The sequence below is a fragment of the Pedobacter sp. AC212 genome, from assembly GCF_979258625.1.
The window spans coordinates 3,894,629-3,916,297 of the sequence record NZ_OZ409870.1 but is presented as its reverse complement, the minus strand read 5'-3'; the positions used below and the strand labels follow the sequence as shown (position 1 = coordinate 3,916,297).

Annotated in this window: 13 protein-coding genes; 5 read left to right on the top strand and 8 right to left on the bottom strand. The window is 40.6% G+C overall.

Annotated elements, in window-relative coordinates; translation table 11 throughout:
- Nucleotides 1-61: 61 nt before the first annotated feature.
- Both ACZZZC_RS16590 and ACZZZC_RS16585 read left to right on the top strand, forming a co-directional pair.
- Nucleotides 62-826 carry a sulfite exporter TauE/SafE family protein gene (locus ACZZZC_RS16590; protein WP_463487712.1) on the top strand — a complete coding sequence of 255 codons (765 nt, stop codon included), beginning with the start codon at nt 62-64 and terminating at the stop codon, nt 824-826.
- Nucleotides 827-834: 8 nt separating this feature from the next.
- The gene (locus ACZZZC_RS16585) at nt 835-1,479 is read left to right on the top strand and encodes a DNA-3-methyladenine glycosylase family protein (protein ID WP_463487711.1); all 645 of its coding nucleotides are present in this window, start codon (nt 835-837) and stop codon (nt 1,477-1,479) included.
- Nucleotides 1,480-1,541: 62 nt separating this feature from the next.
- Here ACZZZC_RS16585 and ACZZZC_RS16580 read toward each other — a convergent pair whose 3' ends face one another.
- The 3 genes from ACZZZC_RS16580 to ACZZZC_RS16570 all read right to left on the bottom strand — a co-directional run bounded on the left by ACZZZC_RS16580 (nt 1,542) and on the right by ACZZZC_RS16570 (nt 3,473).
- On the bottom strand, nt 1,542-1,742 hold the full coding sequence (locus tag ACZZZC_RS16580) for a hypothetical protein (protein WP_056849847.1): 201 nt from the start codon (nt 1,740-1,742) through the stop codon (nt 1,542-1,544).
- Between the two features lie 71 nt (nt 1,743-1,813).
- Nucleotides 1,814-2,332, bottom strand: coding sequence for a protease (locus tag ACZZZC_RS16575; RefSeq protein WP_463487710.1), 519 nt, complete (start codon nt 2,330-2,332; stop codon nt 1,814-1,816).
- 16 nt (nt 2,333-2,348) lie between these two features.
- Nucleotides 2,349-3,473, bottom strand: a complete 1,125-nt coding sequence (locus ACZZZC_RS16570; protein ID WP_463483166.1) for an AI-2E family transporter — start codon at nt 3,471-3,473, stop codon at nt 2,349-2,351.
- Nucleotides 3,474-3,733: 260 nt separating this feature from the next.
- On the opposite strand from ACZZZC_RS16570, the gene ACZZZC_RS16565 reads away from it, so the two are divergent.
- The 3 genes from ACZZZC_RS16565 to ACZZZC_RS16555 are packed head-to-tail and all read left to right on the top strand — an operon-like array spanning nt 3,734 to nt 9,431.
- A complete protein-coding gene (locus ACZZZC_RS16565; protein ID WP_463487709.1) occupies nt 3,734-4,816 on the top strand; it encodes an efflux RND transporter periplasmic adaptor subunit in 1,083 nt (360 codons plus the stop codon).
- An 18-nt stretch (nt 4,817-4,834) separates the two neighbouring features.
- Nucleotides 4,835-8,005, top strand: a complete 3,171-nt coding sequence (locus tag ACZZZC_RS16560; protein WP_463487708.1) for an efflux RND transporter permease subunit — start codon at nt 4,835-4,837, stop codon at nt 8,003-8,005.
- Entirely contained in the window at nt 7,998-9,431 is a 1,434-nt protein-coding gene (locus ACZZZC_RS16555) for a TolC family protein (protein ID WP_463487707.1), read from the top strand. Before ACZZZC_RS16560 ends, ACZZZC_RS16555 begins: the two co-directional genes overlap by 8 nt.
- A 1,119-nt stretch (nt 9,432-10,550) precedes the next feature.
- Here the strand turns inward: ACZZZC_RS16555 and nhaA are convergent.
- The 5 genes from nhaA to ACZZZC_RS16530 all read right to left on the bottom strand — a co-directional run bounded on the left by nhaA (nt 10,551) and on the right by ACZZZC_RS16530 (nt 21,522).
- Nucleotides 10,551-11,711 (bottom strand): Na+/H+ antiporter NhaA, encoded by a 1,161-nt coding sequence (gene nhaA / locus ACZZZC_RS16550; RefSeq protein WP_463487706.1) that lies wholly within the window; start codon nt 11,709-11,711, stop codon nt 10,551-10,553.
- Nucleotides 11,712-11,806: 95 nt separating this feature from the next.
- The gene (locus tag ACZZZC_RS16545; protein WP_463487705.1) at nt 11,807-13,642 is read right to left on the bottom strand and encodes an ABC transporter ATP-binding protein; all 1,836 of its coding nucleotides are present in this window, start codon (nt 13,640-13,642) and stop codon (nt 11,807-11,809) included.
- A 153-nt stretch (nt 13,643-13,795) separates the two neighbouring features.
- A complete protein-coding gene (locus ACZZZC_RS16540) occupies nt 13,796-14,284 on the bottom strand; it encodes an anthrone oxygenase family protein (protein WP_463487704.1) in 489 nt (162 codons plus the stop codon).
- A 564-nt stretch (nt 14,285-14,848) separates the two neighbouring features.
- Nucleotides 14,849-15,769 carry a PorP/SprF family type IX secretion system membrane protein gene (locus tag ACZZZC_RS16535; RefSeq protein WP_463487703.1) on the bottom strand — a complete coding sequence of 307 codons (921 nt, stop codon included), beginning with the start codon at nt 15,767-15,769 and terminating at the stop codon, nt 14,849-14,851.
- A gap of 8 nt (nt 15,770-15,777) precedes the next feature.
- Complete coding sequence (locus ACZZZC_RS16530; protein WP_463487702.1) at nt 15,778-21,522, bottom strand: lamin tail domain-containing protein; 5,745 nt, start codon at nt 21,520-21,522, stop codon at nt 15,778-15,780.
- Between the last annotated feature and the right edge of the window lie 147 nt (nt 21,523-21,669).

Genomic DNA, 21,669 nt, shown 5'->3' with positions numbered 1-21,669 from the left:
GAGATATAAGAATCAATAAGCAATATGATCTTAAAATCCTTAAATCCCTTAATCCTGATCAATGATTAATGAACTGGTATTGCTTTGCCTGGTTGCTTTTGCAGCAGGGTTTATAGATGCTATTGTAGGTGGCGGTGGGTTATTACAAACTCCAGCTACCTTACTTATTTTGCCCCATTATCCTGTAGCTACATTACTCGGAACAACTAAAATTCCATCGATCGCAGGCACCACTTTAGCAGCTTTCAAGTATTCAAAACAGGTAAAATTTAATTTGAAAGTATTGGCGGCCTGTGCTAGCACTGCTTTTTTTGCCGCACTGCTTGGGGCCTTTTTAGTCAGCCGGATTGATAATTCGGTTATCAAACCCATTATTTTGGTGGTGCTGGTTCTTGTTGCACTATATACCTATTTTAACAAACAATTTGGTATCCATCAGGAGAAAAACCATACTGTTAAACAGCAGGTTTTAATGGCAGCTATTTTTGGGTTGCTTATTGGCTTTTATGATGGTTTAATTGGCCCTGGCACAGGTTCTTTCTTGATTTTGGTTTTTATTGCAGTTTTAGGTTTTGATTTTATTGGCGCCAGTGCTCATGCCAAGATTGTAAATATTGCAACCAATTTGGCGGCTATAATTTATTTTAGTTCTACCGGTCATATCCTCTTTCAATATGCCATACCAATGGCTATTTTTAATTTGGGCGGTGCTTATTTTGGCACAAAGCTGGCGTTGCTAAAAGGAAATAAATTTGTACGCATATTTTTCTTAATTGTAGTTTTCGGGACGATATTGAGGTTTGCGTATGATATTCTTTTGCGGTAATTTGCTTTATGTTCGAAACTTTTAATCAACATAATTTTTATGAGTTGTGCGACTACCTGGCCAGCAAAGATGAGGAATTGGCCAACGTTTTAGCAAAATATGGTTATCCACCCTTTTGGACGAGGCCCAACACTTTTGAATCGTTGGCTCATATTATTTTAGAGCAGCAGGTATCTTTGGCGTCTGCGCTTGCGGCTATGCAAAAGCTTAAAGCTAAAATAGGGGCAATCACTCCTGCGAATTTCCTTAAACTCAACGACCAGGAATTGAAGGCTTGTTATTTCAGTCGGCAGAAGACCGTTTATGTACGTGATCTTGCCGAAAAGATTGGTAGCGGCCAGTTGGATCTTTCACAATTAGAAAAACTTCCTGATGAAGAAATTAGAGATCAGCTGAAAAAAGTCAAAGGTATAGGCGATTGGACTGTAGATATTTATCTGATTTTCATTTTGCATCATACCGATGTTTTTCCTACTGGTGATTTAGCTGCAGTCAATGCTTTGAAAAGTTTAAAGAAACTCTCAAAAGATACAACTAAAGATGAGTTGTTAAATGTGATAGCAGACTGGAAACCTTTTCGCACCGTAGGATTAATGATGATTTGGCATTACTATCTGGAGGAGCGGAAACCTGCTAATAAAAAGAAGATTTAAAAAAAAAGCACCGCTTGGCTAAACCAGCGGTGCTTTTTGCATTTCATCCTAATGACTAATAACTAGATCCCAAGATCTTCTTTAGCATAATCTGCACGTGTTTCGAATTCACGTTTGTAGCCTTTTGCTTTTTCTACCCATTCAGGTGCCTGATCTTTCAAGTCATCTACAATAGATTTACCTGTAATTGGATCCTTTTTCGTCACATATTTAAAGCCTGCATATACTGCGGCACCAATTATCGCTGTTTTTAATAGTCCCATTTTATTTTCGATTTAATTTATCAATATAACATTTGACTAACAGCAATGGTTTTAATTACAACGAATTAAAATTATTTTACAATGTTGAGTTGTAAACTGTCTTTAATCACTATCCCACTGATATTAGCCGAATTATATTTAACGGTGTACTTACCGCTTTTGTCAATGGTAAAAGCATTATTTAAGTCGAAATCGACACTGGTGCTATCACCAGGTTTTAAAGTGATGTAACTATCAGCCGGAGGTGGCATTACCCTTTTGGCCATCGCACCTTTATATGCTGCCTCCGTTCCATCTTCCATGGTAACATCAACATATTTACTCATCAGGTTTTCGAAAGGGGTATGCCATTTACAGAATTTTGCAGCGGTATCTGCATTGTTGTAAACGGTAAATTTTATATTAATCGGCTGACCGATTTTTGATGTCGATAAAAGTGCCATTTTTCCGGTTATCGCATCTGCCGGAGTATTGGCTGTTTCATTTACAGTCATGGTGTCTGTTTTCTTCTGATCAGACTGTTGATTGGAAGAACTGCAAGCGGCTAATATCATAGTGCTCACGCATAGGATTGTACTTAATTTTCTCATTTATAATAATTGTTAACTATTCTTTTTCTGTGCCGCCTTTAACCGGAACGGGTTTCTTTTTCCGGAAAGATGGAAACGTCATCGGGCTTCTGGCAGGACGTTCATCGCCCAATAAAACACCCCATTGTTTAAACATTTCTGTACGATCGAAAATAATTTTCAATACCGCAACAATTGGTAAAGCTAAGAACATCCCGGAGATTCCAGCAACGCTACCTCCAATAAATACTCCAAGAATAGAGAATAAGGCATTAATTTTAACTTTTGAACCCACAATTCGTGGCATTAGGATATTGTTATCTAAAAACTGAACCCCAGCGATAACACCCAAAACTGTAATTACAGGCCATAATTCTTGCGAAGAAGCCAAGGTTAACAATACACCGATCACATTCCCAATTAAAGCACCCACATAAGGAATCAAATTTAATATTGCGAAAACTACTCCAATGAGCAGTGCGTGTTCAATACCAATTAGCATTAAAATTCCACCCAGTAAAACCGTCATATAGGTCACCTGGATTAATAAACCAACCAGGTAGCTTTTAATGATCGATTCGGTTTCGTAAATAGCCTCTTTCACTTTTGGGTGATGATCTGGCTTGAACCACATAAAGATGAAACGCAATAAAATGTCTTTATAAAAAAGCATCAGATAAATATAGATGGGTAACAGACCGATAAACACGAAAATGCCGCTCAAAGTAACCGCTGCACCACCTGCCAATGAGGTACCCATATTCATCATGTCATCACTTTTATCCTGAATAAAGGCCTTTTGTTCTTTAGCATCATATTGCGAAATTCTACTAATCCAATCGCTTAAAGAATTAATATGCTGCGTAACGTTATTTTTAATTTGAGGGAAATCTTTAACCAATATTCCGATTTGGTTGGAGAAAAACCATACAATGAGCGCCACGAATATGGCAACCAGTAAAATGGGCAGGATGATTGAAAAGGTTTCCGGAACTTTTTTTCTTTTTAGGAACCGATAAATAGGTAACAGCATAATGCTGATAAAAAATGCCATCAGAATAGGCATAATAATATCGCGACCAATTACTAAAACGGCTACAAGTGCCATTAAACCCAGTAATTCTATTGATCGCTTTACAGTTAGAGGTATATTATTCATCATAAATGGTTGTTCCGATTTGAGGATTAAACAGCATGAAGATAAAAATGTTTTTAAATAAGACTGATCAGCAGTAATCTTCTAAATGCTGAAATGATCTGTCAGGAAATCAACTTCATTATAACTTCATAATTCTACCCTTATTTCGCATCGGAATTAAGGGGAAGTCGGCTTTATTTGGTAAATGTAATGATTGCTGAATATATCGATTTTCTACTTCTAATTCTATTGAAAGAATTAAATCAGATAAATTCAGTAAAAAGATGAACAGAAGTTTCATGTATTTTGGCCTGTGTGCTTTGCTCTCTGCAGCAGGTTGTAATCAGCAAAAGGAAGAAAAAGAAGAAGCAATTACTTATGCCGTAACCTCTCCGGTAACCATCGATACTTCCTTCACGAAGGAATATGTATCGCAAATTAAATCCGTTCGCAACATTGAAGTACGTGCTCAGGAAAAGGGATATCTTCAAAATATTTATGTTGATGAAGGGCAGCAGGTACATGCCGGGCAGGTTTTATTTAAAATTATGCCTCGGATGGCACAGGCAGAAGTTTTGAAAGCCCAGGCCGAAACCAAAGCAGCAGAATTAGAGGTAGAAAATACCAAATTGCTTTCTGATAAAAATGTGGTTTCGAAAAATGAGCTTGCCATGGCTAAAGCGAAACTGCAACAAGCTAATGCAGAAACGTCTTTAGCGAAATATCATTTATCTAATACCGAAATCAGGGCACCATTTAATGGCACCATCGATCGGATTCCCTTGAAGTTGGGAAGTCTTGTAGATGAAGGCGCACTCTTAACCAGCCTGTCTGATAACAGTCAGGTGTTTGCTTATTTCAATGTTTCCGAACCCGAATATTTAAATTACCAGGCGGCTGCCAAAGCAAAAACGCAGCAAGAAGTGAGTTTGCTTTTAGCCAATAACGAGCTATTAAAATCCAAAGGGAAAGTAGAAGTTATCGAAAGTGAGTTTAACAATGAAACCGGAAACATTGCTTTCAGGGCTCGTTTTAACAATGCTGACAATTTGCTTCGGAACGGGGAAACCGGAAAAATTCAAATGGTTGTTCCCCTTAAAAAGGCGTTGGTTATTCCTCAAAAAGCCACTTACGAAATCCAGGATAAAACTTATGTTTTTGTGGTCGATAATCGCAATATGGTACACTCACGCAACATCACGATTAGCGGCGAAATGCCCGACCTATATGTGGTAGGAAGCGGATTATCAATAGGAGATAAGATTTTACTTGAAGGCGTACAAAAAGTGAAAGATGATGATAAAATCACTTTCAAATTCCAAAATCCTCAAGAGGTAATCAAACAGTTAAGATTAAAAACCGAATAACTCCAGCAATAATTTTTTATGTTTAGCAAGTTCATACAAAGGCCCGTCCTTTCTATAGTCGTATCGCTTATTATTTTATTTCTAGGCGCATTATCGGTTTCCTATCTTCCCGTTACCCAATTTCCCTCTATTTCGCCACCGAAAGTTAATATCACGGCAGAATATCCTGGAGCAAATAACGAGTTGTTAATTAAATCAGTAGTTATCCCGTTGGAGCGAGCCTTAAACGGTGTTCCGGGGATGAAATATATCGCTTCAGATGCTGGTAATGATGGTGAAGCTTCCATCCAGGTGGTATTTAATTTAGGCACTGATCCCAATCAGGCTTCCTTAAATGTGCAGAACCGGGTGGCTGCGGTAACCAACAAACTTCCGCCGTTGGTGGTTCGTGAAGGCGTGAAGATCAGTCGTGAAGAATCCAATATGTTGATGTACATTAATTTGTATAGCACAGATCCAAAGTTGAATGAGAATTTCCTTTACAACTTCGCCGATATCAATTTACTTTCCGAATTAAAAAGGATTGATGGGGTAGGTTTTGCTGATATTTTGGGCGATCGGGATTATGCCATGCGCATTTGGTTAAAGCCCGATAGAATGCAGGCTTATAAAATCTCTGTAGATGAAGTGATGAAATCGCTTGATGAACAAAGTCTGGAAGCTTCACCAGGTAAAACGGGAGAAAGTTCGGGCAAGCGTTCGCAAGCTTTTGAATATGTGTTAAAATATTCTGGCCGTTTTAATACGAAAGAGGGTTACGAAAACATCATTTTAAGGGCAAATCCGAATGGGGAAATGTTGCGTTTAAAAGATGTGGCTGATGTTGATTTCAGCAGTGCAGCCTATAATTTGTATTCTAATTTGAACGGCAGACCATCTGCGGCGATTGTTTTAAAACAATCGTATGGAAGTAATGCCAGTCAGGTAATCAAAGATGTGAAAGCCAAAATGGCTGAAATTAAGTCAACTTCTTTTCCAAAGGGATTTAATTATGAAATCAGCTATGATGTTTCCAAGTTTCTTGATGCCTCTATCGAAAAGGTAATACACACCTTAATCGAAGCCTTCATTTTAGTGGGTTTGGTGGTATTCTTATTCCTTGGAGATTGGCGTTCTACCGTTATTCCGGCCATAGCGGTACCGGTTTCCCTCATCGGAACTTTTGTTTTCATGTCTATGTTTGGCATTACGCTCAATTTAATTACCCTATTTGCTTTGGTTTTGGCCATTGGGGTGGTAGTAGATGATGCCATTGTGGTGATTGAGGCTGTACATGCGAAGATGGAAAACGACCGGCGTTTATCGGTATTAAAAGCCACGCAACAAGCCATGAAAGAAATCAGTGGGGCTATTATCGCCATCACTTTTTTAATGGCTTCGGTGTTTATCCCGGTAACTTTCATGTCTGGTCCGGTTGGTATTTTCTACCGTCAGTTTTCCATCACTATGGCAACAGCAATTATTCTTTCGGGTATTGTTGCGCTAACATTAACACCAGCTTTGTGTGCCATTATGTTGAAAAACAACCATGGGAAACCGAAAAAGAAAACAGCTGTTGACCGGTTTTTAGATGGCTTTAATAATGGTTTCAATAAGTTATCTGGTAAGTATGAAATTATACTGAGCAAAGTGGTGGGGCGCCGGTTATTAACCTTCGGAATTCTTGTGGCTTTTTGCTTTGGGATTTGGGGACTAAGCGGAACCGTACCTTCAGGATTTATTCCAAATGAAGATCAGGGGATGGTTTATGCGATTATTCAAACGCCACCAGGATCAACGCTTGAACGTACCGACCAGATTGCAGAACGCCTGCAAAAACTATGTGAAGATATAGATGGTGTAAAATCAGTTTCATCGCTGGCAGGCTACGAAATTTTAACGGAAGGTACTGGCTCTAATTCCGGAACCTGTTTAATCAACCTTAAAGATTGGAATGACCGTAAACACTCTGCATCAGAAATTATAAAAGAACTGGAAGAAAAAGCAAAGTCTATTCCTGGTGCTACTATTGAATTTTTCCAGCCGCCGGCAGTTCCAGGATACGGAGCCGCAGGAGGGTTCGAACTTCGCTTATTAGATAAAGCGGGAAGTGGCGATTACAAACGCATGGAAACGGTTGGAAATGATTTTGTAAAAGAGCTTAATAAAAGGAAAGAACTGTCATCGGTATTTACTTTCTACAGCGCAAGTTTTCCTCAGTATATGTTGAACATTGATAATGAAATAGCGCAGCAAAAGGGCGTAACGATTGATAATGCAATGAATACCCTTTCTACTTTCGTGGGGAGTAATTACGAAACCAGTTTCATTAAATATGACCGCCAATATAAAGTGATGGTTCAGGCTTTGCCACAATACAGAGCGTTGCCAGCAGATATCTTGAAGCTTTCTGTGAAAAACGATCGTGATGAAATGGTTCCGTTTTCGGCTTTTATGAAGATGGAAAAAGTGTATGGATTATCTGAAATTACGCGTCACAATATGTACAATGCTTCCGAAATTAGTGGACAATCTGCACCCGGCTACAGTTCGGGTCAGGCAATTAATGCCATCACTGAAGTTGCTGCTAAAACGCTTCCAAGGGGCTTCGGTATCGATTGGGCTGGGATTTCCAAAGATCAGGTTTCCAGAGGTAATGAAGCGGTGTATATCTTTTTGATCTGTTTAGGCTTTGTTTACCTTGTCCTTGCCGCACAATACGAAAGCTTCATTTTGCCGCTTTCGGTAATTTTATCTTTGCCTGCTGGTATTTTCGGAGCGTTTCTGTTCCTGCAATTGTTGGGGTTAGAAAATAACATTTATGCTCAGGTAGCCATGGTGATGCTGATCGGATTGTTGGGGAAAAATGCAGTCTTGATTGTAGAGTTTGCTACGCAGCGGCATAGTCAGGGTGCAACCGTTTTGAAAGCCGCTTTGGAAGGTGCAAGCGTACGTTTCAGACCTATTTTGATGACTTCTTTTGCATTTATTGCAGGTTTGATTCCTTTGATGATTGCTTCCGGCCCAGGTAAAATTGGAAATAGAACCATTGGTTCTGCAGCAGCAGGAGGGATGTTGTTCGGAACCATATTCGGCGTGATCGTAATTCCAGGATTATACTACATTTTCGGTACCATCGCAGCCAAACACAAGTTAATTAAAATTGAAGAAGAACATCCGTTAACTGAAGAAATTGAAGATAATGTTTAAGCAAAAAATTTATAAAATACTTGGGTTAGCTATCACTGTTGCCACTTACAACGCTTGTAAAGTGCCAGATTTTGCCCAACGTAATGAGAATAAAAATACACCGGCTAGTTTTAATACATCCTTAGATAGTACCAATACAGGAGCGGTACAGTGGCGTAGTTTTTTTACCGATCCAAATCTGGTAAGCCTGATCGATACCGCCCTTAAAAATAACCAGGAACTAAATATCACCCTGCAGGAGATTGAAGTGGCTAAAAATGAAATTAAGGCCAAAAAAGGTGAATTGTTTCCTACAGTTGGTTATCGGGTAGGTGCTGGTTTAGATAAAGTTGGCCGATACACCAGTTCTGGTGCCGGCGATGCCTCAACGGAAATTACTCCGGGTAAAGGAGTACCAGAAGTGCTGCCCGATTATGCATTTGGTTTACAGGCCAATTGGGAGGCCGACATCTGGCATAAGCTTCGCAATTCCAAGAAAGCCGCAGTCGACCGCTATCTGTCTACGGTTGAAGGAAAGAATTTCGTCATCACCAATTTGATTGCAGAAATAGCCAATACCTATTACGAATTGCTAGCACAGGATAATCAGCTGGAAATTGTTAAGCAAAATATTGCCCTTCAAAGCAATGCGCTTGAACTGATGAAAATTCAAAAACAAGCTACAAGAGTTACTGAACTTGCCGTACGTAAATTTGAAGCCGAAGTGTTGAGTTCCAAAAGTTTAGAATTCGACATTCAGCAAGATATTACCGAAAGTGAAAATAAAATCAATTATCTATTGGGCCGTTTTCCACAGCCAATTGTTAGAGATCGAAATGCTTTTAGTTTATTGGTTCCACCTACTATTCAGGCGGGCTTACCGGCTCAGTTACTGGCTAACCGACCTGATATTAAACAAGCCGAATACGATTTGGAAGCAGCAAAGTTAGATGTTAAAGTGGCGAAGGCACAATTCTATCCTTCATTGGGGATTTCTGCGAGCATCGGTTATCAGGCATTTAATCCTTCTTATTTATTACGTACACCCGAATCGTTGATTTACTCCCTTGCCGGAGATTTAGCGGGTCCGCTTATCAATCGCAATGCGATTAAGGCAGAGTATTTAACAGCAAATGCTAAACAATTACAAGCTGTTTTCAATTATGAAAAAACCATCTTAAATGGATATATCGAGGTGGCAAATCAAATTTCCAATATTTCGAATCTTCAGAAAAGCTACGATTTAAAATCAAAACAGGTTGTGGCATTGACGCAATCCATAGAGATTTCAAATGATTTATTTAGAGCGGCCAGAGCTGATTATTTCGAGGTTTTGATGACCCAAAGGGATGCGTTGCAATCTAAATTGGAATTGATAGAAACCAAGAAACAGCAGCTAAATGCGGTGGTGAATATTTATCATGCTTTAGGCGGGGGGTGGAATTAAACCCTCCGTGCTACAGCGCATGTTTATAATAAATTAGGTCGTCATTTCCTGCCTGCAGCAGGTAGGCGAAATGAGCTTTTCGCGATTGAGTAATCTGTCTCTTCATCTTCATCCTCACGTAGGCGGGGATCTTAAAGCGATGTAAAGGCTTTGACGTTTTCTACCCTAAGATAAACTCGCTCGTCCGTCATTTCCTGCCTGTAGCAGGCAGGCGAAATGAGCTTTTCGCGACTGAGAAATCTTTCTATCCATCGTCATCCTCGCGTAGGCGGGGATCTTAAAGCGATCCAAAGGCTTCGCCTTTGATTTTCTTTCGCCTCATCGGCGGCGGCCTCCTTCTTTGTTCTTGATAACAAAGAAGCAAAAAATCAAGGCTTGGAGACAATGTCGGATAAATTCGTCAAAGCTTAATTGGCGGCATCACAAGCTGCGATGAAGAATCGCAGAATACGCGATGCCTTGGTAAGGTGGGTATTGGAAGTTGGTGCAAAAGCTTTGACGTTTTATCTATCCATTGTCTCCTATGCCAGATAGCATGGTGGAACATCAATAGCAGACGTCGAAGTTCTTAGTACTTCATTCGCTCACTCGTCATTTCCTGCCTGCAGCAGGCAGGCGAAATGAGCTTTTCGCGATTGAGAAATCTGTCCCTTCATCGTCATCCTGAGCGTAGTTGAAGGATACTAAAATGATGTAAAGGCTTCGCCTTTGATTTTCTTCGCCTCATTGGCGGCGGCCTACTTCTTTGTCCTTGATAACAAAGAAGCGAAAAATCAAGGCCTGGATCCAATGTCGGATAAATTCGTAAAAGCTTAATTTGCGGCATAACAAGCTGCGATGAAGAATCGCAGAATACGCGATGCCTTGTCAAGGTGGGTATTGAAAGTTTGTGCAAAAGCTTTGACGTTTTCTCCTTTCATTGTCTCCTATGCCGGATAGCCGGGTGGAAGATCAATAGCAGACGTCGAAGTTCTTAGTACTTCATTCGCTCACTCGTCATTTCCTGCCTGCAGCAGGCAGGCGAAATGAGCTTTTCGATTGAGAAATCTTTCTACGAATCGTCATCCTCGCGTAGGCGGGGATCTTAAAGCGATTTAAACGCTGATTATTTCCTTCGGCTTAGTCTTCACTTTTCTTCAACGATTTCAAAAACACAAAACCCACTACGCCTGATAAAACCGAAGCGGTTAATATGGCGAACTTCGCTTCTGATACATGCAAGGCATCGCTAAAAGATAACAGTGCGATAAATATCGACATTGTAAAACCGATGCCTGCCAACATGCCTAAACCTAAAACATGTTTCCAGCCTGCTCCGGTGGGTAAATCGGCAAAGTTAAGTTTTACGGCCAGCCAGGAAAATAACGTCACGCCGATGGTTTTTCCCGCAAATAAACCCACTATAATGCCCAGGCCTAAAGGCGAAACTAGTCCTTTAATCATCTCTTTTTCGAAGGTGATGTTGGTGTTTGCCAGGGCAAAGATTGGCATGATCAGGTAATTTACCGGAACGCTTAAGGCGTGCTCTAACTTTTCTAAAGGAGATAAAACATCCGTTTCGTTTGTAGGGATGGTGAATGCTAAAAGTACTCCAGCGATGGTAGCATGAATGCCGGAGTGGTGGATAAAGTACCAAAGAAAGATTCCTGGGATAAGATAGAAGATCAGGCTTTTTACACCGAAATAATTCATTAAACTTAATAATACTAAAATTCCGCCGGCCATAGCCAAGTATTCAAAATGAATTTGGTTGGTGTAAAATATGGCAATTACTAAGATTGCGCCTAAATCGTCAACAATAGCCAAAGCCGCTAAAAATATCTTCAAGCTAGCGGGTACGTTTTTGCCAAGCATGGCTATTATGGCCAGCGCAAATGCAATGTCCGTGGCCATAGGGATGCCCCAACCGCTAGCAGTTTCGGCTCCTTTGTTAAATACTGCATAAATTGCAGCTGGAACCAGCATGCCGCCTAACGCAGCAATTACCGGAAGTGCTGCGTTTTTTAATGAAGATAGTTCGCCTTCTACGAGTTCACGTTTAATTTCCAGCCCCACAAGTAAAAAGAATATGGCCATTAAAGCATCATTAATCCAGGCAAGAATGCTGTAATTAACATGGCCAAACCCGAGCTTGGTTTCTAAAAAAGCTTCAAAACTTTCCTTCGATGCTGTGTTGGCGATCAGTAAGGAGATGGCTACACAAATTAGCAATAAGAAACCGCCAACTTGTCCGGAGCGGAAAAAACGTTGAAATACGGCTAGGTTGATTAGTTTCGGCATGATGACAAAAATAAGGAAAACTTAGTTTCTGGCTATGGAATAATTTGATTTAAATGAAAATATAAGTTCTTGTTTTACTGGCAAACTCTTTGGATTTATTTATAACCTGAGGCCTGTAAATTAAACAGTTCCGCATACTTGCCTCCCGCTTTCAAGAGTTGCTCGTGCGTTCCCGACTCGAGCAACGTTCCCTTCTCTAACACTAAAATCCGGTCAGCTAACCTTGCAGTAGAGAAACGATGTGAAATTAAAACCGCTGATTTTCCTGTAGTAAGTTGTGCAAAACGTTGGAAGACTTCATATTCTGCACGTGCATCCAATGCAGAGGTCGGCTCATCTAAAATTAATACTTGCGCATCTTTCATGTATGCCCGGGCAAGCGCAACCTTTTGCCATTCGCCGCCCGAGAGTTCAACTCCATCGTTAAATTTCCTGCCTAGCCATTGCTGATAAGCTCCCGGCAGCTTCTTTGCAAGCTCATCTGCCAAACTAAGTTGCGCAGCATTTTTGACCAACTGTTCATTTTCAATTTCCTTAATATTGCCGACCGCAATGTTTTGATAAAAAGTCATTTGATAGCGGATGTAATCCTGGAAAATGATGCCGAGGTTATGCCTTAAGTCGTCTAAATCATAAGCCTTCAAATCCTTTCCATCCAATAAAATACGACCTTCGCTAGGATCGTACAGTCTGGCCAGGAGTTTAACCAAGGTCGTTTTTCCTGCACCATTCTCTCCAACCAGGGCCAATTTTTCGTCGGGTTTGAGCTCAAAGCTTAAATTTCTGTTCGCCCATCTATCGCTATTGTGGTATTGGAACCCTACATTTTCAAATACAAAACCTGATTTTATGGGGTTTGGAAAAGGCAGCGCCGCTTCTGGTTTGGTAATTTTCGGCTTGATCTCAAAAAAATCAATGAAATCCTGTAAATAAATGGCGCCTTGAGAAACCATTGTAAATCTGGAAAGCATCGTTTCCATCAAGCTGCTCAGTTGGCGAAATGAACCTGCCAGGAAAGTAAGGTTACCCACCGTCGATTTTCCGGTAACAGTTTCGTAAACAATAAATCCATAGGCCGCATAATAACCAATAGTGCCTAAGATGGAGAAAAATGTGCCCCAAATAGATCTGCGCACCGCTAACTTGCTGTTGTCCTGATAAAATTTATCAGACAAAGTTTTGAATCTGTCGATAATGAAATCAGCGAGGCCAAAAATCTTTACTTCCTTTGCCGTTTCATCGCTTGCACCCAGGTAACGTACATAATCGAGTTCCCTGCGCTCTGGTGTCTGACTGCGAGACAATGCATAATTCTTGCTATTAAAATAAGATTCACCAAGAAAGGAAGGGATAATTGCAAGCACTAAAAGAAGAATTAACCAGGGGTTAAAAGCAATTAAACCGGTTAAAAGAAAAGCCATTGAGATTAAATCCTGTATCTGGCTCATCACTTGAGAAAGCATCACACTTCTCCCCACTGTTTGCTGCCTTGCCCGTTCAAGCTTATCGTAAAATACCGAATCTTCAAATTGATCCAGATCGAGCGTAGCTGCATGCTCCATTATTTTAATGGAAGTATAATTCGAAAACTGGTCGCCAAGCAAGCTATCCGTTAGATTAATCATTCTGCCCAGTGCATCGTTCAAAATCGCCAGTAAAAATTGTAATCCTACCAGTTCCCAAAGCAATTGCATATCGCCGTTTGCGGCGCTGGTACTTAACGCTACCACTTCATCTATAATGAGTTTGCCAACATAAAGCAGGGCAACTGGCATGGCCGAACGAAATATCCGAAGGATGAAACTAATGATTGTCTTACTCGGACTGCTTTGCCAAACCAGCTTAAACAAACTTGGTAGATTTTTTAACGATGAAAGGCGTTCTTTAAAAGTTATATTTTCAAGGGGTATTGTATTTCTATTCTTTGCCATAGTGGTGCTGTAATAGCAAAGCTAATTATTGCGTGAGTAGTTTTCGATTTATTTGAAAAAATAGCAATTATGTAAATAGAGATACAATTAAAGCCTGAACAATCTTTATTTGAAATGTTATTCAATCTTAACGAAATCGTAAAAAGATATGATTTAAGGATTAGGAAACTTATTTTTCAAAGAGTAAAACTTATCGACCGCTGCAAAAGAGAATATAACGCCTATAAGAAGTACAGTTGATCTCACCCAGTTCATGCTGCTCCATTCAGAGGATAATCTTTTAAGTGTTTCAGTGTCTGGAGTTGGCTGCGACATCATTATATCGGTTCTCGGGTGGAAATAAGTAAAAGCAAAAATATCTCCTGAAACATAGAAAATCAAAGCGATTCCAAGAAGTAATCTCATATTTTTTGAATTTTTCCAATAGATGAGGAGTGATAGTAAAGTCAGCAACTGACTTGCAGGTGAAAATATTTTGAAAAAATTTCCAGGATTTACAGTCTTAAAAAATGCTTTCGCAGCCAGAACAGAATTTGGAATATCACCGTCGGTGGCAGCCGCAATAACCATCGAATTAAAGATGTTTGCAAACAAGACTCCACATGCTATTGCCACTGAACTTAGAAGAATTATTTTTTTCATAACTGGATAGTTAATAGGAAATAAATATAATAAAATTTTGTAACAATCAGTTTTTCAGGGTATTGTAATCCTGTGTTCACTGTGTCTCCATTGGTAAGCTTAATTGAAAAAAGTTATTCTAAAAATAAAGGGTTGACAAGGGGATTGAAGCTTGCTCGTACTAAATCTTGCTTCGGTTTGAAACAGAAGGTTTTATTTTTTTGCTTGATCAAAAATTAACAAAAAAATCAAGGCTTGGAACTGATGTCGGATAAGCCATGCGAAACTTTAATTGCAACAGCGGATTAGGTTCGATGAAGAATAGAACTGACCTCTGTTTTAGTCATTCGGATTTTGAACGTTTGGGCAAAAGTTTCACCTGCTTCTCTTTCCATCATTTCCTATGCCGCAAAGCAGGATGGCAATAGCGAGGAGTAGAGGAGTCTGCTTTGTAAGGGTTCCTTTTAGCGAAAAGTTCCTGGTTCCTTCTACCTTTCACTGGCAAAGAATAAACTAAAAAAGCCACAAATTCTTAGATTTAAATCTGCGAATCTGTGGCTAAAATTTTTGTTTATACTATTCTACTTATTTTTTCTTTCCGATATTTACCCGAATGTTCACCTCAAAATCGCCATCGGTGTAGCCGCTAATCGCTGAAGTTGCTGTGTTGTAATAGGCCATAAAATATAGAGACGATTTGTAGTTTACGCCGAAGCCGACCGTTGCATTTTGTGTGTTATGATACATGGCCATTACATACAGTTTATCGTTTGCGAAGTTGGCATTTACACCCGCATCCCACAAATTCTTATAGTTTTTAATTCCTCTGAAAACCCCTTTTGGCTCCAGACTGATGCCGTTCATTCCTTCACCAAGGCTGAATTTATATCCTATAGCTGAATAGAAAGTAGGTTTATTGGCATAGTTTAAATCATCCTTTCTAAAAACAGAGCGCATATTTGGAACGGCACCTTCTACTGTTAATCCTTTGGAGGTATAGGAAACGCCGAAATCTCCATCGAGGTAAGAGCCACGATCGTTGAAACGGGCAATTGATGGATCGTTAATATCGCTATTTCTGATACTGCTTAAATCTAATCGATCTCTGCTTACTCCAAAGGAAACACCAAAATTCAGTTGCTGTTCGTTGTCGCTTAGTGGCAAGTGATAGGCAAAAGTTCCAACGGCCTTTGTGCGTTGTAAACCGCCAGATTTTTCGTTATAAACGTTAACACCCCAACCTACTTTACCAACTTGCTGATCTAAAGTTACGCTCTGCGTGAGGGGTGCGCCAGGAATGTTCGACCACTGTTTGCGGAAACTCCCGTTAATATTAAAACCTTCGTTAATACCTGCCATTGATGGATTTACCAGGTAGCGGTTTTGAAAATACTGAGCATTTAAAGGTAAAATCTGAGCCTTCGCTGTGCTGAAAATAAATAAACCAGTTGCAAATAGAAACGTTACGAGACGCATTTGCTTTATGTTTTTTGTAATTGCTTTCATGTCTGTAATTAGTCTCTAATAATATTGATGTAACCTTTAAAAGTGCCGATTCCAGAACCTAAATCAATAATGTAGTAATAAGTTCCTTCCTCCAGCGGACTTCCGTTTACTGTTCCATCCCAATCATTGGCATAGGCTTGTTTAGTGTATAAAATGCGACCCGCTTTGTCAAAAATCTTAACCGTGTTATTTGGATAATAATCGATGTTTTTCACGATAAACTTATCATTATATCCATCGCCATTAGGGGTAACTACTGTGCTGGCTTCCAGTTTATAATCATCTACAACCGTGATAGTGATGGTTTGATCACTCACACAACCGCTTGAATTGGTAGCGGTTACTCTGTAGATTCCTGTTTGCCTAGGGCGTACCGTTACGGATGAACTCGCCTGACCGCTGATGATATCGGCACCTGTCCAGCTGTATTGGTTTCCACCATTTGCACTAAGAATTAAAGCATCACCTTTAGAAATAGAAAGCGCTTTATTCGCTGTGATAGCAACTACTGGTAGCGGATTTACCACTACGGTAGCTGTTCCCGTTTGCGCCTGACCACAGTTTACATCAGTAACATTTAATAAATTATAGGCAAAGCTTCCGGCTGTATTCACTGGAACCGATACCGTAACAGAAGCATTTGTTCCGGTAGTGCTCACCGTTCTGCTTGCGCCACCGTTTAGATTATAAGTAAAGGTGTAAGGTGCTGTACCATTTGCACCCGTAAATGTAATTGCTGGTGAAGTGCCATTTAAACAAACTGCAGTATTGCCGGAAATGGTAGCTGTAGCTGCAGGAAGCTCAGTCAACTTAAACGTTCTGCTTACTGTATTGATGCCGTCATAGTCGGTTCCTCCATTATCTGTTACGGTCACTATAATATTCGCCGAACCATTTACATTATTTTTAAAACGATAAGTGATGGTTCCTTTATCCACTCCACTGGCCGCAATTGTTAACACATCGAATAAACTTGGGTTATCAGAAGCGATGCTTAGCGTGGTAGTTTGTGTAGTTTCCGGACCAGCAGATATTCCGCCTACTTCAATTGTTTTGTTCGTTGTGGTGAAACAAGATGATTGGTTGGCAATTGGGCTCAGGGTAGGAGCGCCGTTCCCGAAAAGATACCTTGATTTGATTGGATAATGATCCGTTGTGGTTGAACTATAATTGGTTACTAAATTTTTAACGGCATCCAAAACTTCTGCCGTTCCTTGTATATAATTTAAATTCAGGCTTTTTGTGAGGATTACATTATCTATCACTGTATTGAAACCTGCGGTAGATTGTTTGCCGGCTAAACTCAAAGGCAAGGTAATAGGAAAATAATTGGCGGCATCCAGGGTAAAATCAGAATACGAAGTTCCTGTTCCAGCTGGCATAGGTGCGATGGTTTTATCTGGATTAAGTACATCATTAAAATCGCCTAAAATGATTACCTTTTTGCCAGCCAAATTAGCATCGATCCAGTTTTTCAATTGCAGGTTTCCACCTTTTCTTCTGTTGTAAGAATCAATTTGTTCGGCCGGAGTTCCTGTGTTCGCCTTTGCATGGATTTCAATAAAATAAACCGTTTCCTTTTTGCCGTTAATGGTTACCTCAGCTTCCATTGCGAAAGGAAAACGACCAGATGACCAGTTTTTGTAAGGTGTTCCATCTACACTCGTTGATGGGATAGAAGGATTGTAGGTGTCTTCCAGTACACCAAAGGTTCTAATCGGTTTTAACAGATCGGTACGGTACATAAAAGCCAGCTTTTGTGCCAACGGATAATCAATATCTTGTTTATTATCAGCATAAGAACCGAACGAGCTGAAAACAACGTTATATCCGGCAGGCAAAACGGTATTTCTAAATAAAGTGGTATCCACCACTTCGGCGAAGCCATAAACATCTGCATTGATATTATTGACTATTGTCTTCACATTCGCTGCCTGTTGTGTATCGTTTGCCGGATCTTGTGCCGGACTACCGAACCATTCAATGTTCCAGTTCACTACTTCTAAAGTATTTGCCACATCGAAAGTATTTCCAGCCAGGTTAACCATTTTCGTAGCCGAACCTGATGTAGTGATATTTACATTGGCAGAATAAGTGGTGTTAAACGCTGTAGGCGAAAATTTGGCGTAAACAGTAGGCGAAGTGTTGTTAATTGCGGCCCTATTATAGGTTAATGTTGAGCCGAAAGTACCATTACTGCTGTTTGCAATACTAAAGTTGGCCGGAGCAGTAACCGTAACATCTCCCGTTAAGTTACCTGCAGAAAATGTAAATGATTTCTCTGTCGAGGTTGTGCCTGCAGCCTGGAAACCAAAATTAACACTCGTTGTCGAAGTGGTGATATCTACCGGTGGAGGAGCATTTGAACTAACCACTGCAAAATCATCAACTGTCCAGCGGCTTGCCGATGAAGTGGTAGAATTGTAAACAAAAGCCACATATACCGGAGTAGCTTTGTAGGCTGAAAGATCGATGTTTCCTGATCTTGTCCAGATATCAGAACCTGTTTCCGGGAACTTGCCATCTAAATTAATCCACGTCGCCAAAGCAGGATTTCCACTTCCAGTGTAATTGGTAGAAACTTTTAGCTGGAATTTATCTCCTGCGAAGGCCGATCTTGTCCAGAAGGAAAGCACCGCATAATTCATAGTTGATAAATTAAGTGCTGGAGAAATCAACCAATCTTCATTCAGGATATTTCCACTGGCAAAACCATTTATTTGCAAGGCATTTCCAGCGCTTGCCGTACCGGTAGCATCATTTGCATCGTGACCGAAAGTAGTTGTACAGCCCCAGGTTTGTGGTCCCGTAACGCTATATTGGTAAAAACCGTCAGATAATGCAGCACTTCCAACTGTTGTGCAATTTTCGAAATTAAAAACGGTTTGATTTGGATCAATCGCCGGTCCTGAAAGTGCCAAAGAAACAGCGGTAGCACCCGAGCTGGTGTGCAAAATTGCCCCAGTGGTATTGCCGGCAACCGTTGGGTTAAACCTCACATAAACCGTTTGGTTGGCAGTTAATTCAGCCGCAGTGTAAGATAAGGTATTCGTAAAAGTGATGTTGTTTTTTGAGATCGCATAAGGTGCGCTTGTGGTAAGTGTAGTTGCGGCAGTTAAATTTCCGGCAGATAAAACATAGCTTTTTGATGCTGAAATTGTATTAATTGCCTGATTACTAAATGCCAGGGTTTTCGGCGTAGTGATTAAGTAAGGGCCAGAAGTTGAAGCGGGTTCGGTTACCGTCGAATTTTGAGGATTCGCCACTTTCGCCACAAAATCAAAGGCATTATCATCACTATCAAAACCGTTACCAGCAAATTCTTCGGTTCCTCCAATGCCCAATGTTGTCGCATCAGAAGTTGCCGTTGCCTTGCGTTCAATGGATGCAGTATTTGATGGAGCAGTTGTTGGACCAGAACCTTCAAAGGCATTAGCCGTTCCAAAACCTACAAAATCAACAATTTGTGTTCCGGTAGGGCTTGCGCCGGTTTGCGCCGTGGATACATTGCTTAATAAAACTTTGCCGGCGGCACCAGCCATGTTAATGGTACCAATACGGTCAGGTGTGGGCAAATTCGTCGTGCCGCCACTTCCAGCACCTTGCTGAATGAGATAAAAACTTTTCGGGGCAATGCTTCCCGCAAGTGTGGTTAGCTGCCAGCTTGTACCTGTTGAACTTGCATATTGAACAGACCAGCCAGTTAAATTTACTGCTGATAAAGTTGGATTATATAGTTCGATAAAATCATTCTTGTAAATGGCACCCGAATTACCTCCGCCACCGTAAATTTCAGAAATCACCACATGATTAGCGCCCGTCGGTTCTTTTACACTTGAGTTTTGAGGATTTGGTGCTGTAATGACAAAATCGGTGCTGTTATTGTCTGAGTCAAATCCGTTTCCATCAAATTCTTCTGGGCCACCAAGTGCCAAAGTAGCTGCAGTAGACGTTGCGGTCGCTTTCCTTTCTGCTGATGTGGTATTAGTCAGTACGGCAGTAGGAGTGGCTTCGAATCCGGTTGCAGTAGGACCGACACCAATTTTATCTACAACGGCTGTGCCGGAAGGATTTGCGCCTGCTAAAGGTGCAGTCGCGTTACTCAAAATTACTTTGAACGCCGCTCCAGCCATATTAATGGTTCCCGTTACATCGGGGCTTGGCAAATTAGTTGTTCCACCAGCACCAGCTGCCTGTTGAATTAAGAAAAATCCTTTAGCTGGAATACTGCCTGTTAATGGCGTAACCTGCCATGATGTTCCAGTTGCAGCACCATATTGTACGCTCCAGCCAGCCAAACTTACTGCCGCATTGCCTGGATTATAGAGTTCGATAAAATCATTTTTATAAGTTGCACCTGCGTTTCCTCCGCCACCATATACCTCCGAAATCACAACATGGGTGGGGGCGGCCGGCGGTGTTGTTCCCGTTCCGGTTACCGAGATAGTTTGCGTGCCAGCACCTGTGCTTGAAACCGAAATATTTTCATTTGAAAGCACTGCTGCTGTGGGACTAAAACGAGCATAAACTGTTTTACTTGTAGATAATTCTGATACCGAATAACTAATGCCAGCGCTAAAGCTTACATTGTCTTTTGATAAGGTAAAAGGTGCAGTTGCAGTCAGATTTACTGCATCAGTCAAGCCTGCAGCGCTTAAAACAAAGGTTTGCGGAGCAGAATTTGTACCTGCATTCTGGTTGCCAAAGTCCAATGAGGTTTTATCAACAGTTAAAATTGATGTTTGCCCAGTTCCAGTTACCGCAACATTAACGGTTGATGCGCCAGTACTTGTATTTACGATATTGCCAGTTGTACTACCGCCCACTGTAGGGCTGTATCTTGCATAAACTAACGGAGATGCACTAACTTCTGCAGCGGTATAGCTAAGCGAGTTACTGAAGTTGCTATTGTCTTTCGAGATGGAAAATGGAGCAGTCGCACTCACACCAACGTTTCCTGTTAAATTGGCTCCGCTTAAGGTGTAAGATTGGGATGCAGAAACTGAACCTACGTTTTGATTGCCAAATGAAATATTATTTGGATTAGCGGCAAGTGTTGGTACCACTGCACCACCTGAAGTAAATGTGAGGTTAAAATTATCTATTGCGGACGAAGGTCTGTTTCCAGATCCGGTAGTTGCATTAAGCGTAATAATCCTGATCCAAACTGGCCCGGCATTATTGTCTAAAGCTGCACCAAAATCTACTGTGATGGCATTGCTTGAAAATGTACTTCCGCCGGTAATTAATGTTCCGGTACTCGTAGCAGGGGTGAAGGTTGTTGGGCTTGTTCCAAAACCGTAATCTATCACCCAGGCTGCAGCTCTTGGCGAAGAACTATCTAAAGATTGTAAATCGAAACTTAATTTGAGTGCCGATTTCCCTGTGGTGTTTGCAATCTGAAATACAAATGCTGCTCCCGGGTCGCCAATAGCACCTGTTTGCCTAACTCCCAAGCTGCGGTTTGTTGCAGCATTTTGATCTGTGGTGCTACTTGCTGGAGTTAAGCCAGTTGCTGAAGCAAAATTTTTAAAGGCGCCTGTTGCGTTATTCCAGGCAGTCGGAGCAGTAGTTAATGCCACTGCTGTACCCAAACTCGTTGCATTAGAGCTCAATCTAATGCTGAAACCATTAGGTAATCCAGCTCCAATTCCATTAAAATTTTCAACATACGGAGATGTTGTCAAAGTTACCTGAGCGAAAATTGGAAAGGAAAATAAAAGGAATAAAATGAGAAGTAAAGGTCTTTTCATATAGTTTGTTTTGTTTAGAACAAATGTATATGCAAAAGCCTAATAGTCAGTTTAATTTAATGTTAATTCGCTAGAATGTGGAAAAATAGATTTTATATGGAATAATTTATGTCTGCTTAATACGTTACGCTCAGATCGAAATGTTGT